The organism is Photobacterium rosenbergii, assembly GCF_003026455.1.
GTDB classification, from domain to species: Bacteria; Pseudomonadota; Gammaproteobacteria; order Enterobacterales; family Vibrionaceae; genus Photobacterium; species Photobacterium rosenbergii.
This window is the reverse complement of the sequence record NZ_PYMB01000003.1, coordinates 223,499-239,300: the sequence shown is the minus strand read 5'-3', so window position 1 is coordinate 239,300 and position 15,802 is coordinate 223,499. Positions and strand designations below refer to the sequence as shown.

Below are 15,802 nucleotides of genomic sequence, written 5' to 3'. Positions count from 1 at the left end.
ATCGAACTTATGAAGAGACAAAAGCGGGATCGTCTGGAGCGCGCACAATCTCAAGGCTATAAGGCTGGCATAAATGGTCGTTCCAGTGAAGACTGTCCGTACCAATCGACAGAGGCCCGTACAAACTGGCTAGGTGGCTGGCGAGAAGCAAGAGAAGATTTGCAATCTGGCCTGTTTAAATAATAAACCTCCCTTCATATCTCCCTTATTGAGCCCCTCTTAGGAACAGGGGCTCTTTCTATATGTGAGGTCCTAGGTGGCTAGGCTCTAGATCCTAGGGAAGCTAAAACCAAAGTATTTGATTCTCCTAGAAACTAGGATCTAGGAACCAGGAACTTAGGATCCAAAAAAGGCCGCCATTGGCGACCTTTGGTAATTCATATTGAATATTGGCTTAGAATGAAGACGTATCTTTGAATAGGCCAACTTTCAGATCTTTAGCAACGTAAATCTCTTTACCGTCGACCAAGACACGGCCATCAGCAACGCCCATGATTAGCTTGCGGTTGATAACGCGCTTAAGCTGAATTTCATAAGTCACTTTCTTCGCTTCTGGTAGGATCTGGCCAGTGAACTTCACTTCACCTACACCAAGGGCACGACCTTTACCTTCACCGCCGGCCCAACCTAGGAAGAAGCCTACTAGCTGCCACATTGCATCCAGACCAAGACAACCTGGCATTACAGGGTCACCTTTAAAGTGGCAATCGAAGAACCATAGGTCAGGGCGGATATCTAATTCTGCATGGATGAAACCTTTACCGTGCTCACCACCTTCGTCGGTGATTTCTACAATACGGTCAATCATCAGCATGTTGTCAGATGGCAAGGAAGGGAAAGCAGGGCCGTATAGTTCGCCTTTACCACATGCAACTAGTTCGTCGTAATTATAAGATTGCTGGCGTTTCATCAGACTTTAAAACTCCTTAAAAAGTATGGAGGCAATTTAGCTTACACATGTACGCCAGACAACTCGGATCAGTTCTGGACCAACCAGTTACGAATTCGGGATAGCAAACCGATATGTTTTTCCATGTCTCCGTGATGGAAAATATCAATGCGTTCAGCAATTTTCGCTAACAGCGTTTCTGCTTCTTCATCATCACTGCGGAAGGCTTGGCCGGTTAATCGAGGTAGTGCGTCATCAACACTCTCCACCGTCCATAGGTGGAATTGTCCGGCTTTAATGGCATCTAACACCTCATCATTTAGACATAGGTTAGTCAGGTTTGTTTTCGGTAATATGACACCTTGGTTACCTGTCAGGCCACGGAACGCACAAACCTTGTAGAACCCTTCGATTTTCTCGTTAATGCCACCGACAGCCTGTACACGGCCAAATTGGTCAACAGCGCCAGTAACAGCGACTTGTTGATTGATTGGCTGCATCGAAAGCGCAGAAACTAGCGAGCACAGTTCCGCTAGCGAGGCGCTATCACCATCAACTTCAGAATACGACTGCTCAAATACGATAGAGGCGGAAAATGGCAAAGGTTGGTCTAAATCTAATGCAGTACTGATAAATGCCTGCATGATCATCATACCTTTGGCGTGAATATTACCCGCGAGATCGGCTTTACGCTCAACGTCTGAAATATCGCCATCACCAAAGTGAACAACACATGAAATACGTGCCGGCTCACCGTAAGCGCGAGGGTGTCCCGGTACTTCAACAACGGTAAGACCATTAACCTGACCAACCTCTTCGCCCTGGCAGTTAATTACTACTTGGCCATGGTGGATATCTTCAATGGCACGCTCAGGCAGATAAGATTCACGGTACTCCCGTGCCTGAATAGAATCCTTTAGGTGCTGCGCGGTTATCTTATTGCCTTGTGACTCAAGGGCTGCCTCACAGAGTAGGCTTTGGTGCCAGATAGGGCAAAGCGGTACTCGGGCTTGATCTTCAGCGTAACGTGCGCCCGTTTTTAGCACCATTTCAAGTGCTTCAGCATCAGCAAGTTCTGGTAGCTTGGCTTTATCGATAATCGCTTTTAGGTAAGCAAGGTATAGCGGCAGGTTATCTTTGGTGATCACCAAATCCTGTTCGAACTCACCATACATGGTAAAGCCTGAAGAGATATCCGGCTCTGCGTTTTCAAGCTCAGCCATTAAGTAACGATCGCCGATCAGTACTAACTTGATATTCAATTGCTCTGCTGGTGGCAGAGGGTACAGGCTCTTTTTGGAGGCGGCTTGCCATTCCAGCGTCCCGTTCATCAAAATGCTCTTGAGGCGTGGCCACAGGCTAGGGTTGGCAAGGATTGCACCGACAGAAAGCACCAGGTAGCCGTTGTGGGCTTGGTGAACCAACCCATGCTTGACTTGCTGCTTGTTGATATTGTTTTCTTCGACTGGAGGGTAAACAGCACCGAACAGGCTTAGCTCCGTCACGTTCTCGCCGGCGACGATGACCGGGGATTCGTTTTTGGCCTCGGCTTGTTGTGAAATCAGCTCAATGACATAATCACGGTACACCTTGTTATCCGGTGCGGTAATTCGCAATACACGTGGTTGAAGTTCAACTGCAGTAAACCGGCGCACAGCATCTGATAGACGATCTTGTAAGGTTCCAGTCGTTGCGGGAAGGAGATCATTGTACTGTTCAAGGATGGCTTGGTACTGAGAGTAGTCTGGAGTCATCGAGCGCCAGTTTTGTTCATGCATGGGCGTGTGCTTTATTTCGTTAGTGTGAAAAAGTCAGCAGTATAAATGAATCAATGGCCGCATAATAGCTTAGTGTGTAATGTAATTGACTTCATTTGCAGTCCTGTTGAGATCGACTTAAAAACAAACGCTTAAAGTTCAAAATGGAATTGAGCTTTAGAGGTCTAACAGTTACACTGTCACTACTTAAGTTTAGACTTATCGAGAATCTCTGACGACTATGAAATATCAGCAGCTTGAAAACCTTGAAGCCGGATGGAAATGGAATTATCTAGTAAAAAAATGGAAAGAAGGTGAAGCGATCACCGGTTATATCGACACCAGTGAAGCGAAAGCTGCGGTAGATGAACTGTTATCCATTGAGCATGAGCCAACCAAGGTGCTCAAATGGATTGACAAGCATATGTCACCAGAGCTAGATAAAAAGCTCAAACAAGCTATCCGTGCTAAACGTAAACGTCACTTCAATGCTGAGCAAGTTCATACTCGCAAGAAATCCATTGATCTCGACTATCGGGTTTGGGAGAAATTGGCGGAAAAGTCCAAAGAGCTGGATTCCACTCTGTCTGACACCATTGAATATCTCCTGAGTGAATCAAACAAGACAGAAGTGGCGAGTAAGAAGGTGATGGACTTGAAGCATGACCTCCATGAGCTTTTAGACTTTGAATAATCGCACTCAGTATTGGGCGTATTGCCAGAGTTGTTAATCTGCCTCAGGCGAGAACCACTAACATGTTGTAAAATAGGACTTAGGTGTCCCAGTTAATTCATTGTTAGTGTTGCTTTTGAATACAGTTAGTTCTACTAAACACTTTTAAAAACGCATTTTTGTAGAACTGGGCGAGAAAAGGAACTTGATAAAGGAGCCAAGCATGGAATTCGTGCTATACGTGATTGCCCTTGCCGTTATTATATTTGTTTTTGTGTTTAAAGATCGGCCGATCATGGTGTTGACCTTCGAAGATGGAAAGCTCACTCAACAGAAAGGTCAAATCCCGAACGGCTTTTTGGCTGGCTGTAAAGATATTGCGCATAAACAGCCGTTTTCTGGCAAGGTAAAGGTTTATAAGACCCGTTTTACAACAAAGCTGGTGTTTTCAAAGTCGGTGCCTTCAAAGGTAAAACAGCGCATCCACAATGTCTTTCCTTATAGTGGCGGCTCGAAGAAGCGCGGAAGACGTGCTTAACATCAATAATCTTCATTGAATCTATCAAAGCTCTCCACAATGGAGGGCTTTTTTGTACCAGGATATAAAGGTAAACCAGATGCTCACACCACACGCATTTCGCTTAACGCTTGACGCTGACTTAAAGCATTCTATTTTGGCCTATGTGAAGCAAAAAGATATTAAAGCAGGGTCACTATTAAGTTGTGTCGGTTGTCTGTCCCACGCCTCTATACGGCTTGCTAATGAGTCTGAAAGCCTAGAACTGAAAGGGCCATTGGAAATTTTGACCCTCAGTGGGACATTAACCCCAGATCATGTGCATTTGCATATTTCAGTGGCCGATAAAACGGGCCGAGTTTATGGCGGGCACCTACAAGATGGCTCGATCGTTTCTTTTACTGCAGAGGTCTGTTTAGTGGAATATGCCAATCTGTCCTTCACGCGTGAACAAGACGACTCCACAGGGTTCACTGAGCTGGTGGTGAAATAGAAAGAGAGTTTCACCGAGGCTTTTTGATAGGCCATATATACTTGTATCTATAAGAGATATAAGTAATTAGGTAGCCACACTATGGGGAATCGCGCAGGTCACCTGTCTTTTCAGGCTCAAATTAAGGGAAATCATTGTTTTGGTTGTGGTGGAGAAAATCCACATGGCCTTCACATTCAAAGTTTCTGGGCTGGGGACGAAACGGCGGTGTGTCAGTTTTCACCTCAAGCTTATCATTGCGCCGCACCAACACATTTCCTCAATGGGGGGGTTATTGCCACAGTGATTGATTGTCATTGTATCTGTACGGCAATGGCTGATGCTTATCGGCGTGCTGGGAGGGAGATTGGTGAAGGAGAGGCAATATGGTTTGCGACAGGGCGTTTTTCGCTTGAGTATCTTCGCCCAGTATCAATTAAAGCAGAGATTGTTTTAAAGGCGAGTGTGGTTGATGTAGGTGAGCGTAATACAGAACTTGAGTGTGAACTGATCGCCAATAATAAAACAGCCGTAAGGGCTAAGCTAACGGCTGTTCGAGTTCCAGAGCAATGGATGGCTGCTGGGGGATAATAGGTTATTTCGTGTTCTGTGTTTTTGAGGCAGCAATATCAACCAGGGCTTGGTGGCTAGACAGATAATGCTGGATTTTTTGTTGCAGCTCACTCAGTGCTTGCTCGGCTCTTATTCTTTTTTCCTTTTCTTGTTCTAATTGCTTGCCAAGCTCAACCGCCATATAGCCGCCTTTAATTAAGGCTTTCGTTGTGACGTTGCTCTCAGTAATCGACTTTAATTCTTCGATCATGTAATAGTGCTGATCGATATCTCTTATTGTAATTGCCATGTGCAGAATAACGCTTAAAAGATAGCATTATGTATCAACTAATATTCCTGTCAATAAATTTGATGGCTTTCCCTGCAGGGGATATATTTGCTGATAATAAATTTTGCTATCAGACTAACAACGATTTTTTCTTTAAATTGGCATGAATATATCAACTTGTTGCTAATTGACGATAATTTGCTTCTACTGACTATTGTAGTCATTGTTCGACAAAGATTAGAATTCACTTATAAAGTGAGTGAATGGCTGTAAGGAAGAATAGTGAGTCAACAACTAAGCCAGATTAAACGGCGAGCGATGGAGAGTCGTACTCGAGAGCAATCAAAACCTTCATTACCTGGATTGATGGAAGTTACTCACGGCAGTGAAGTCACACTTAGTGTTAAAACGCCTATAGGGCGGTTGTATCAAGTGAGCTCGGTCTTTATTGGTACAAATGGTAGAGATAAGTTGTTTATTGAACTGCCTAAGGTCAATAAACTAGAGCGAGAGCAGTTTTTCCAGATCGGCTACCGGATGACCATTAAAGCGGTTTCTGAAAAAGGCGAAGGGGCATTGGTTAATGTCCGCACTCAGATCAGTCATATTCTTACCGAGCCTGTTCCGCTGTTAGTTGTTGATATACCGCCGCAGATTGATGTAGTACAGCTTAGAAAAGAGCCACGTTATGCTGTGAATCTAGAAGGGAAAATTGTGCTGCCTTCTCGTACGTTGAATGTTTTACTGAAAGATCTTTCGACCTCCGGATGTAGTTTCTTTATTGAAGCGAATGGGCCAACTATTGAGATCAATAATGTTGTAACGGTAGAAGTGATACACCCGAAAACGGATGTGATCTATCCCTTATCAGGAAAAGTCTGTAACCATCAGCAGTTAGGCGTGAACAAACAACTTGGTATTGAGTTTGATCAATCAGGGCAGCAGGCGGTGAGAGAGCTAATGAATAAGCTGATGTTTGACGGCGCAAAACTATCGTTTAAGCAATAACAAATAGTGCGATTGCCTCTGACTAAGCTGAAACCTACGATTCAAACAACCGTAGGCGAGGATGTGAGGTTTAGCTCAGTAAAATTAAAACAAGAACGGAGTCTAGGAATCACTTGACTGGAAAATCCCTAGTTTTTCAAGGCAACGATGAATTTTCTGCATTGAAAGAGGCTTTACCAAATAGTCATTGGGATTGTGGGAGATAACGCGCTTAACAGTTTCAATTTCACTGTCACCTGTTACAATCACCACCGGCATAGAAGGGTATTGTGTTCTGATATATTGCAATACCTCGATCCCATCTAAAGGCTTGCATAGATTCAAATCTAGGAAGATACAATCGACAGTAGTCTTCAATAACGTATTATAAGCTTGCTGTGCCGTAGGGGCATAAAGCAGCTTCTGGATTGGGACGCTTTTTCTTAGCAGCTCGGCTAGGATCTTAGCCATCATCTTATTATCTTCAATGATGAGAAACTTATTCATAGCGGTTTTTCCTTAAACTCATCGTGATCTTGCTAAGTACAACAAAAGCACTTGTGCATCCAACGAACTAAAATGTGCTTGCTTACATAGTATGATAGGGAAAATTAACGATCAACTTGGTTAAGTATAAATCAATATGTGATCCCTATCTTTATACCTTTAGCTCTGACGCACTATAATTTTATTTTTGTATGAAATGCAAACAATCTTATCGGTACAAAATATAAGGCTTTAGAGGCATATAAAGATGCAAGAAAAAGGCTGTACCTTATGGGTACAGCCTTATGCTAATAAGCGTCATGCTAAACGAGGGGGGATCAGATTGCGAGTGGTTTCCCTAGTAACACGCTATTTAGGTAAAGTGGACGATTATCTTTGGTGATATACATACCGCGCTGATCAGAAATGAAAGCAGCCTTATCTGCTGATTCGATAATATAAAAGCTACGCGCGGTAAGAGATTGCTTATTGTCGGCCGTATCTTGCTCTTTTGCTATCACGAGGTAGTGGGAGCCATAGCGTAGGAATAATCCGTAGAACTGCTTGGAAATAGTGATCTTATCAGACGCGTTATAACCCAAGAATTGCATTTTGATTTTTCCATGGGTGAGCACAGTAGAAAGGCGTTCATGGCCAACATCGGGATAGCTGGATTCAAACACATATCGCCCTTTGGTTGTTAAAGCCGAAAAAATTCCGACACTGATTGTTACTATCAGCCCCAAAACTACGCCTAATGCGGCTTTAGATATGATTTTACCCACGGCAATTACCTTGTTCAATTTGAGAGGTGATATCGATAAAGCCTGTTTTGTTATCAATGACAATCAGTTGATAGTCATCACAAATTCCACCTAGGGGGTATGTAATGAATTTTGACTTTGGATTTGGAAATGCTTTGATTGCATTAATAACGGCTGGTGGCATTATTTGGCCGTCATAAAGAACGTGGTGATTATCTATTCGTGTGCTTTCAACGAAAAGCGCCATCTGTGAAAGCGTGGTAATAGTTAGGGTAAAGGAGAAAGCAGTTACGAGGTAACGTTTAGAAAGTAGGGTGAGACGAGAGAATACAGCAGCTTTCGTTATACTTGTTTTTAACGGTGAATCGGGTGTGGCATGGCTTATGTGGCTGTTGGTTAGGTCGTTTGCTGGTGGTTTTTCAACAGCATTACTCACGTTGTTTTCAGCTAACTTTAACTCTTCTACAGAAGATAGACGAATGAGATAGCCTTTTTTAGGTTCAGTCACAATGACATCGTCAGCTCCGAGCTCTGAGAAGGCAGATCGAATATGTTTGATGGCAACGGTTAAAGAACTATTGGTAACAACTTTGCCTGTCCAGCAATCTTCCAATAAGGCATCACGGCTAACAGCAACGTTGGGTTGCTTAGCTAGCATGCAAATGATCAAAGATTCAGATCGGGAAAGTTTCACACTTTGGTTATCAGTGGTGCGGATCAGTACTTGTGTTACAGGGTCTATCTTAAAATCCCCAAGTAAAACCGGTGTTGTCATGTCACGCATAATTTTCCTCATATTCACCACTTTGAGCAGGGGATTTTAGGCGAATGAATAGCTCAAAACAATGTTGTGAAGGGTAAAAATCTAGCTTCTGAATGTAGCTACTGAGAAAGTGAAATTTTACGTGGCCGAACTTAGAGTCAAGCTCGGCCGTTGAAAAGTTAAATGTTTAACTTATAACCAAGGTACATGATGCTGTATGAAGCACTTTCTGTCTTGACTGCTTCCAGCTCTCTGGCCATTTCTTGTACGTGGTCTTCATCTCGAGCTTGAACAGCAATAGAGTAGGTAGGCTGTTTCATGTTGCCGTCAAAATCTTGAATACTGAGATAGGCAGAAGTAACGACACCTTGTGCATTCCAATTAACAACCTTTTGCAGGTCTTTGCCAAGGATCTGATCAACAAGTAGATTTTGCTGTGGCTCTAACCAAGTCAGTTCTAAAGAATAAGTGTTATGGATCATTTCTTTGTCCAACCACTTTGTACCTATGTCGCGAATATCAGCGATTTTGACAACATCATCTTTAAAGAAAGGAAGATGCTCTAGGCGTTTTAATACCTGATCGGCTGAGTCAGCTTCCATTACAAAGTTAATGATTGGGAACTGTTTGCCATCCACCGTGGAGTGGCGAACGAAAAGATCATGAATAACACCTTGCTCAACCAGTTTAGCGAATTCACTGCGTTGGGCATTCATACCTTCAAATACAGTTAGGGCATCATCTGTTTTCCACTCGAGGCTGACGCCATAGGCTGCGCTATGTGCCTGTGTAGCTGTCATCGCTAACCCAAGAGCAAGCGGAGCAAACTTCAATAGCTTCATACTAAATTCCTTTTAGTTTCTGATAACTTCATACAGAGCAGGGTAAAATTCAACACTAGGGATCTTCAATGGCGGTAGTGTCTTGTTCATTTCGGCAATAGCCGTTTTGAAGTGGCTGTCAGACTCCCATTTAGCAATATTGATATAGTGGAATTGACTATTAGGCTGAATAGAGCGATGTAAAGAGGTAGAGATATAGCCAGGCTGAGTAACAAGAAAATCTCTGGCTTGCTCCCAGTGATCGAGTACCGCTTGTTCATGAGATTTAGGCACATGAAAAGGGTTAATGAGTGTCACTTCGGCACTTGTCGGCGCGGCGGCTAAAGCGAATAGTAGGGCGGGTATGACTTTACTTAGCATTTGGATCTCCTTGTTATTGTATAGCGTTCGAAACTTAGCATATACAACAAGAAGAAAACCCAAGTGTGCAGTTAATTAATATTAATTATCGTTGAATTACAATATATTGAACTGGTAGCGAGCGCCTAACCGGAAGTTCATTTCTCTAAGTACAGGAAGCTCACCTAATTGTGATGTACCTAGGTCCATCGCTCGATGCGCAATGTTCGCTTCTATGCTCCACGCCTCGGTAAGGTGAATTTGGTTATCTAAGCGCAGCTCGTAAAGCGGTTCGTCAAATGTCGCAACTCGAATTGCCGGCTCTGCCGTCCAGCGTTTCATTAGATTGAATTTGGCACCCACCTCTGCAGTAAAAGCAGTGTCTGAATAGCTAAGTGATGCATCAGAGAATAGGTCCATTTCTGCAGTGAGTTTCTCTGCACCTAATAGGGCGTATACCGAACTGTTCTTGCCAACTGGCATATAGTAACCAAGGCCAACTAATGAGTGGCTAAAACCGAGACGGTCACGTGATACGTCATCGTAGCGACCTTCAAGGAAGAACTGATCAACAGGGTTGATACTGGCACGAGCGTAGTAACCAGACATATTATCGTAAAAGGTAAAGACTTTACCGGTAATATCCGTTGGAAGATACTCGCTGAATAGGGAGTATTGGTAGCCTACTGAAACGTAAGAATAGTTCTGTTGTAGCTCAACAGGGCCAGCAATGGCAGAGGTTGTAATGGCGCAACCAAGGGCAAAAAGCGGTAGCGGTAAAGTTAGTTTCATTGTATTAATCTCCTAAAGCGATGAGGAGACTAAGTAATAGTGTGCTCAATTGAAATATTTGAAGGTGATAATTCATATTAATTAAGTTGTTAATATCGATATCTATATGATTTATAATATTTTCCACAAATTATCACCCTCTAGTGCACTATAATTTTATGGGTGATCAAAACCAATAACTTAACCATTTGAACGCTGTTACATGCTTTGTTACATAACTCAAAAAATTATCCATATAGATAGAACAGAAACGACAATCCTCTTAGATGCTCGGAATCAAAGGGAAAGCCTAAGGCTCTAACCTTTTGCTTTTATCAGCGACTCTAGCGCTTCGTAGTTATCAGAAAGGGGATTAACCAATATCCAGTCTATAGTCCACATCTTTGCACCTAGCCATAAAATAAAGCGACCCTGTAACGTTTTGTTTTATCTTTATTGGGTGTGACAACGGGCATCTCGCAAAATGCCTTTTTAGGCTAATATCGTTCAATACTCTGTGCTTTTGTGCATGGGCTTTGTCATTTCACCAATGAGGGAATCGTCTGTGAAAATAGCCGTAACTGCAGCAAGTGGACAACTAGGGGCTGCCATCGTCAAAGCCACTGTAGAGCTCACATCTAAAGATGACGTTATCGCACTTGCTCGAACACCGGACAAAGCAAAACACCTTGGAGTAGAAGTTAGACCTGGTGATTACAACCAGCCTGAACAACTTGAGGAATCGCTGGCTTCAGTCGATACGCTGTTAATTGTTTCAGGGATGGATGCCCCGGACAAACGTATAGAGCAACACCGTAATGTGATAAAAGCGGCGAAGAGAGCAGGCGTCAATAAGATTGTGTATACCAGCGTCCAAGGTGCTGAGGTCGGCACTGCATTTTCTCCGGTAATTCAAAGCAACCGCCAGACCGAACAAGACGTTCGCGAAAGCGGGCTAGAGTGGGTGATCGGGCGCAACGGGATCTATATCGAACCAGACATTGAATATATCGACAGCTATAAGAAACTGGGTCAGATCTATAACTGTGCCGGTGATGGCAAGTGCGGTTATACCACACGCGAAGAACTGGCTTTTGCCTATGCAAAAATGCTGACCGAAGATAAACACAACAGGCAAACCTACAACTTAAACGGTGAGGCCCTCACGCAATATCAACTGGCAGATTATTTAAATCTCGCGTTCGGCACCAAGCTGAATTATGTACCAATGAGCGTCGAAGAGTATCGTAAGGACCGCATCGCAGAGTTGGGGGACTTTATCGGAACAGTGATCGCTGGGATCTACCAGGGTATCCAAGAAGGCGCAGCAGATAACCCCAGCCATTTTGAACTCGCCGCAGGTAGGCAGCACATCAGTTGGGGTGAGTATTTCAATGGGCTGAAGGCGCAAGGAAAATAGAGTCGGTCCTTAGGTTAAGCAGGAAGCTACAGTGTCACTTTATGCTTTTAGAGGTGACACTGTAGCTTTTTAATATGAGTTTTTGTTGAACTGAATCCCGGACAATCAATCATACCTGTGTGGTACAAGAAACCGCTAAAGGTGTTCTGCGAAGAAGTGGCCGAACATACTACCATAGCAGGTAAGGCGACGGACTACCACGGCAAGATTTTGAGGCGAGGGAGAAAGTATGACCTACACTCAATGAATATGTTAGAAGCGTTGAGTACCATCATTGATTTGTTCGTTGGCAGTGTAAAGTCATGATTAAGCCAATTATAAATAGTGAGTTTATGCAGTTTTACAATTGCCAAATGGAAGAAAAACAAGCCATTGAATATGGGTATAAACTACTAAGCTCACTGGATAATATTGCCGATCAAATCAAACTTGAGGTTGGTGAGGAGGGGCTCGAATTGTTAACTTCTTATCATTCAACCCGCTGGGCGTTACTTCGCTATTTATCTTACCTTGAACAATCAAACCAAATGCTTACTGTCCTAGATGCTGAAATATTTGCTACCTATTTATTCACCAATTTACGTGATTTTGAGCAGTTAATTGATGAAGAATTTAGCGAATATGGATTTTGATTTGGGAACAACTTTCAATAATTTAGTTATAAGCAATTATCCATTTGCGGAGAGTCTCTACCAACCAAGGGTTTAAGCTTGTGTGTGACATTACTGAGCGAAACCAAAACCGTTAATAACAATCAACGTCTGTCCATCACAGAGGGCATTATGGAACTGGGCGCAAAACATCACGCTGTAACGTTTTGTTCGTGTGCTCAACGCGGCCATTGGCCCTTGGCTTGTGAGCTGTTGGCACAGTTCAGCTCGATATTGAGATCATTCAGTACACGACCAAATTGGGTCAAGCGTTCGGTGTGGGCATCCCGTTTACTGACATGGAAAACTGCATGCCGATCACTATAAATGCAGTAGGTCTGCCATGTTGATCAAGGTATTCACGAGTAGCCACCATGTAGTCGAAAGCTGATTCAGTTTCACTGAAGCGCAGGTTCATCAAGCGGCCAGTAGCATCATCGATGTATACCAACAGACAGCATTTGGGGCTGCGACCTTCGAACCAGTCATGGTGGGAGCCGTCAATTTGAACCAGTTCACCCAGGCAATCACGCCGGTGGCGAGGTTGGTAAACTCGCGGCTTACGTTTGGCATGGGGAACCCAAAGACCATCGGCGATCATCCATTGGCGTAGCGTCTCCAATGAAATTGAAATATCGTGACGCTCGGTGAGTTTTTCGTGGGCTAGCGTTGGGCCAAAGTCAGGATATTTTTGATTGATCAGACTCAAACAACGGTAACGGACGTTATCGTTGATTTTATTCGAAGACGGTTTGCCTCGGCGCTGATGGACAAGGCCTGCAGCACCGGACTCACGAAAGCGTGTCACTAAACGTTGTACCTGGCGAACACTGAGGGAAAGGATACGTGCTGCATCGGAACGTCGAATACGGTGTTCACACACATCACGGATAGCACTCAGGCGTAAAATCTCTTTATCATTCATGGTTACCAACATCTTCAGTTCATCTCACACAGACCAGACAAGGTCTGATCAACATAGGAAAAACAGGACATTTTCACTTTGTAGAAAAGAGACACTTTAGCTTTGTGGCTACAATCCGAGTGCGCATTATGCCGTGTTATGTTAAGGATCAATAACTCTGTTAAATCAGCAGTTTAGAATCCTTTCTTTGCAGAGAAAGCATTGAATGCCAAAACATCATAAACTAACTGAAAACTACATTTTTCGTTTTTTCAAATGCGGATTGAGTATAGAAGAGACAGCAGAATTATGTTTTAAAAGTGTGAGAACCATCACGCGCTGGGACGCTGGAAATCCAATCCCGCCAGAGTGTCGTAGGCTCATGAGAATGTATAGCGGGTTAGAGCTCGACCCGCTAGGTGATGAATGGAGAGGTTGGCGAATTCAAAAAGGGCAGCTAATCACACCAAATAGTTGGTCCTTAACTCCTAATAGAATTGTCGCAGGAAACGCACTTCTGGAGATCAATGCAGATAGTGATCAGAAAACTAAATCTTCAATCTTGCACGTAGCCCGAGTATTGAATCGAACATAACAAAGAATGGTCAGCGAGCTGGCCGTTCTCTTCTGCCTCAAAAAATGCTGCACCACAGCGACAGATGATCAAGGTACTGGAAACCAACAATTCGGTTTGGCCGCAAACCGGGCAAGCTTTCTGACTAGACATCGAACTTAGTCCAACTGAAGAATGGTAGGGATAGAGTACAACTGGTAGAAGTTGGCCGCAGCACTTCGCTTTTAGTTTGGGAGTTGTTTCCAAAGAGCAAGTTCTACGACCAAGTTGGGATCATCGAAAGGAAAAACTTTCACCCCGTATTACTAGACGGGGTATGCTTATATCAAAATGTAAGTGATGAAATGATATCTTTTTTCACATTTACCTGTTGTTTAGCAGATTGATATGTTGTTTGGCTATCAATTACCCATTGATTTAATGTCATTATCGTTTTTTCAATGAATCCATAATTATCTTCAAGATCACGTAATTGAATACTTGACTCTTCTGTTTCAAAATTATCATCTTTGAGAAACACCTGAAAAATAGGTGGAAATATCAGAGTGGAAAGTGGGAAATATGAATCAGCCAATACAGATAGACTTCCGACATGAATGCTAGAGAGTTTATTCATGTTGAATTTAATCTCAACGTTATCAAATAAAGATGCATCAGGGTTTATTTTTTCTCCATCCCAATTTAATATTTCATAAATATATTCATATGATGGAATCAAGAATAAATTGTTAAAGTAATGCTCGTCTATGACTTTAAGGAAGTTTAACTCTTGCTGATAATATTTATTGTTTGAAATTGCTACCTTATAAAATTTCCCCTTGAGTTCAAGAGGGCTGTTTTTAATAAAACTGGCAGCATGATACTCACGAATACTTTTATGAATGTAATGATATTCAAAGCCTTCCTGAACTATTAAACAAGTATTCTTAATACAATCAGTTAGAAAGCAACTCTCGTTAACTGAATCTAAAGATGAAATAGTTGATGCTTTAGATATTAAATGTAATGCTTCTGTATTTGTTAATGACGTTTTTTTATCTAGCATGCAATAGAAAGAGAATGCGCAAAATAAATCCTCAAGCTGCTTTTCATTCAAATTTGATTTGAAGTCACGCTTAAAACCTGGCTTTGTTGCATCATGCCTATTAATCAAAACATGAAAGAGCTTTTCATAAAACTCATGCGGTTTTTCAGGAATTTTATTATAACTTTTATAGGTGATTGTTAGTAATGTTAATAACAATGGAGTGGTCAACAATTCAGATATACCTGAATCACTTTCATGAATAGATTTTATTATAATATCAACTTCACTAGGGTCATTAGAGTAAAATTTATTTAATAAGGGTTTAAAATCAGATGCTGATAGTGGCTTTAATTGACAAACAGAAAAAGATGCAACCTTTTGAATTTCAGCGTCAGGACGACTTGTTATAATTATCTTTAGGTCTTGATGTCTTACAGATAAAACTTCGATATATGAAAGAGAGTCAATAATTAAATCCTCTTGTAATTCATCGAAAGCATCTAAAAGTAATACTATTTTCCCTGACTTAAACAATTCCTCTAAAGAAGATGAATCCACATCGATGCCAATTGACTTAACTGAATCAATAATTAGGCTTTCTAATGGCTGCCTTTTAGTCACTTTCCTTAATTCGATAAATAAAGGAATCTTACTACCATGGCGAATTTCTTTACCCGCTAAATACCGCAATAAAATGGATTTTCCCTGACCAGCAGTTCCTTGAATGACAATTTTTGTTTTCGGTGGAAAAGAAGATAAATTTTCAACATCTAAAACGCTATTGTTAAACTTCAGCTTAGAAGGGTAATAAAATTCATTGAGATTTACTGTTTTGTCAATTTGCCAAATTGTTTTTACATCCTCAACCTTTATTGCCCGTTGATAGACAGCTTCTAAATCAGGTAAGTCTTGTGTTCTAAAATGGGATGCTTTATCTCTAAGATATGAGCTCAACTCAGTTAAAACAAATTTTAAGCCTTCGGTGGCAATAAACTCAGATATCATTTCTAAATTCCATAGTGAACATTATATCCATTACGTTAAATAGCCGATTTTTCGTTCTAAAACCGAGGTTTCAAGCACTTAACGTCATAATTCTGTCAATTCTACACCTAAGTGTTGCCAA

20 protein-coding genes and 2 pseudogenes are annotated in these 15,802 nt (G+C 42.1%); 10 read left to right on the top strand and 12 right to left on the bottom strand.

Annotation, left to right across the window (positions count from 1 at the left end):
• Positions 1–9: 9 nt before the first annotated feature.
• Complete coding sequence (rmf, locus tag C9J01_RS10945; protein ID WP_082008520.1) at positions 10–183, top strand: ribosome modulation factor; 174 nt, start codon at positions 10–12, stop codon at positions 181–183.
• 211 nt (positions 184–394) lie between these two features.
• On the opposite strand, the gene fabA is transcribed toward rmf, so the two are convergent.
• Together fabA and C9J01_RS10935 are read right to left on the bottom strand one after the other, a co-directional pair.
• Positions 395–910 (bottom strand): 3-hydroxyacyl-[acyl-carrier-protein] dehydratase FabA, encoded by a 516-nt coding sequence (gene fabA / locus C9J01_RS10940; protein WP_107298177.1) that lies wholly within the window; start codon positions 908–910, stop codon positions 395–397.
• A 68-nt stretch (positions 911–978) separates the two neighbouring features.
• Complete coding sequence (locus C9J01_RS10935; protein ID WP_107298176.1) at positions 979–2,667, bottom strand: AAA family ATPase; 1,689 nt, start codon at positions 2,665–2,667, stop codon at positions 979–981.
• 220 nt (positions 2,668–2,887) lie between these two features.
• Between C9J01_RS10935 and matP the strand changes: the two genes are divergently transcribed.
• The 4 genes from matP to C9J01_RS10915 all read left to right on the top strand — a co-directional run bounded on the left by matP (position 2,888) and on the right by C9J01_RS10915 (position 4,899).
• Positions 2,888–3,340 carry a macrodomain Ter protein MatP gene (matP, locus tag C9J01_RS10930; protein ID WP_107298175.1) on the top strand — a complete coding sequence of 151 codons (453 nt, stop codon included), beginning with the start codon at positions 2,888–2,890 and terminating at the stop codon, positions 3,338–3,340.
• A gap of 202 nt (positions 3,341–3,542) precedes the next feature.
• On the top strand, positions 3,543–3,857 hold the full coding sequence (locus C9J01_RS10925; RefSeq protein ID WP_419686687.1) for a DUF3634 family protein: 315 nt from the start codon (positions 3,543–3,545) through the stop codon (positions 3,855–3,857).
• A gap of 79 nt (positions 3,858–3,936) precedes the next feature.
• The gene (locus C9J01_RS10920; protein ID WP_107298174.1) at positions 3,937–4,329 is read left to right on the top strand and encodes a PPC domain-containing DNA-binding protein; all 393 of its coding nucleotides are present in this window, start codon (positions 3,937–3,939) and stop codon (positions 4,327–4,329) included.
• A gap of 81 nt (positions 4,330–4,410) precedes the next feature.
• Positions 4,411–4,899, top strand: a complete 489-nt coding sequence (locus C9J01_RS10915) for a PaaI family thioesterase (protein WP_107298173.1) — start codon at positions 4,411–4,413, stop codon at positions 4,897–4,899.
• 4 nt (positions 4,900–4,903) lie between these two features.
• Here the strand turns inward: C9J01_RS10915 and C9J01_RS10910 are convergent, their stop codons facing one another.
• Entirely contained in the window at positions 4,904–5,131 is a 228-nt protein-coding gene (locus tag C9J01_RS10910) for a hypothetical protein (RefSeq protein WP_237156942.1), read from the bottom strand.
• Positions 5,132–5,431: 300 nt separating this feature from the next.
• Here C9J01_RS10910 and C9J01_RS10905 point away from each other — a divergent pair, with 300 nt between their 5' ends.
• Complete coding sequence (locus C9J01_RS10905; RefSeq protein WP_107298171.1) at positions 5,432–6,157, top strand: PilZ domain-containing protein; 726 nt, start codon at positions 5,432–5,434, stop codon at positions 6,155–6,157.
• Positions 6,158–6,259: 102 nt separating this feature from the next.
• Here the strand turns inward: C9J01_RS10905 and C9J01_RS10900 are convergent, their stop codons facing one another.
• The 6 genes from C9J01_RS10900 to C9J01_RS10875 form a co-directional block, all read right to left on the bottom strand.
• Entirely contained in the window at positions 6,260–6,643 is a 384-nt protein-coding gene (locus C9J01_RS10900) for a response regulator (RefSeq protein ID WP_107298170.1), read from the bottom strand.
• Between the two features lie 317 nt (positions 6,644–6,960).
• On the bottom strand, positions 6,961–7,407 hold the full coding sequence (locus tag C9J01_RS10895) for a hypothetical protein (RefSeq protein ID WP_107298169.1): 447 nt from the start codon (positions 7,405–7,407) through the stop codon (positions 6,961–6,963).
• Positions 7,400–8,170, bottom strand: a complete 771-nt coding sequence (locus C9J01_RS10890) for a winged helix-turn-helix domain-containing protein (RefSeq protein ID WP_158264524.1) — start codon at positions 8,168–8,170, stop codon at positions 7,400–7,402. Before C9J01_RS10890 ends, C9J01_RS10895 begins: the two co-directional genes overlap by 8 nt.
• Before the next feature lie 158 nt (positions 8,171–8,328).
• Complete coding sequence (locus tag C9J01_RS10885) at positions 8,329–8,991, bottom strand: hypothetical protein (RefSeq protein WP_107298167.1); 663 nt, start codon at positions 8,989–8,991, stop codon at positions 8,329–8,331.
• 12 nt (positions 8,992–9,003) lie between these two features.
• On the bottom strand, positions 9,004–9,351 hold the full coding sequence (locus tag C9J01_RS10880; RefSeq protein WP_107298166.1) for an antibiotic biosynthesis monooxygenase family protein: 348 nt from the start codon (positions 9,349–9,351) through the stop codon (positions 9,004–9,006).
• Between the two features lie 96 nt (positions 9,352–9,447).
• Positions 9,448–10,122, bottom strand: coding sequence for an outer membrane beta-barrel protein (locus C9J01_RS10875; protein ID WP_107298165.1), 675 nt, complete (start codon positions 10,120–10,122; stop codon positions 9,448–9,450).
• A gap of 544 nt (positions 10,123–10,666) precedes the next feature.
• Here C9J01_RS10875 and C9J01_RS10870 point away from each other — a divergent pair.
• The 3 genes and pseudogenes from C9J01_RS10870 (at position 10,667) to C9J01_RS10865 (ending at position 12,153) form a co-directional block, all read left to right on the top strand.
• Positions 10,667–11,521 (top strand): SDR family oxidoreductase, encoded by an 855-nt coding sequence (locus C9J01_RS10870; protein ID WP_107298164.1) that lies wholly within the window; start codon positions 10,667–10,669, stop codon positions 11,519–11,521.
• 123 nt (positions 11,522–11,644) lie between these two features.
• A pseudogene (locus C9J01_RS29885) lies at positions 11,645–11,800 on the top strand (ATP-binding protein); the annotation flags it as partial.
• A 23-nt stretch (positions 11,801–11,823) separates the two neighbouring features.
• Complete coding sequence (locus C9J01_RS10865) at positions 11,824–12,153, top strand: hypothetical protein (protein ID WP_146157077.1); 330 nt, start codon at positions 11,824–11,826, stop codon at positions 12,151–12,153.
• Between the two features lie 200 nt (positions 12,154–12,353).
• On the opposite strand, the pseudogene C9J01_RS10860 reads toward C9J01_RS10865, so the two are convergent.
• Positions 12,354–13,096 (bottom strand): annotated as a pseudogene (locus tag C9J01_RS10860) (ISNCY family transposase); the annotation flags it as partial.
• A gap of 205 nt (positions 13,097–13,301) precedes the next feature.
• On the opposite strand from C9J01_RS10860, the gene C9J01_RS30125 reads away from it, so the two are divergent.
• The gene (locus C9J01_RS30125) at positions 13,302–13,670 is read left to right on the top strand and encodes a DUF3653 domain-containing protein (protein WP_107298162.1); all 369 of its coding nucleotides are present in this window, start codon (positions 13,302–13,304) and stop codon (positions 13,668–13,670) included.
• Here C9J01_RS30125 and C9J01_RS29785 read toward each other — a convergent pair.
• Both C9J01_RS29785 and C9J01_RS10850 read right to left on the bottom strand, forming a co-directional pair.
• The gene (locus C9J01_RS29785; protein ID WP_170114895.1) at positions 13,632–13,802 is read right to left on the bottom strand and encodes a hypothetical protein; all 171 of its coding nucleotides are present in this window, start codon (positions 13,800–13,802) and stop codon (positions 13,632–13,634) included. The two genes, C9J01_RS30125 and C9J01_RS29785, sit on opposite strands and share 39 nt — an antisense overlap.
• Positions 13,803–13,974: 172 nt before the next feature.
• On the bottom strand, positions 13,975–15,681 hold the full coding sequence (locus C9J01_RS10850; RefSeq protein ID WP_107298161.1) for an NACHT domain-containing protein: 1,707 nt from the start codon (positions 15,679–15,681) through the stop codon (positions 13,975–13,977).
• Positions 15,682–15,802: the final 121 nt, after the last annotated feature.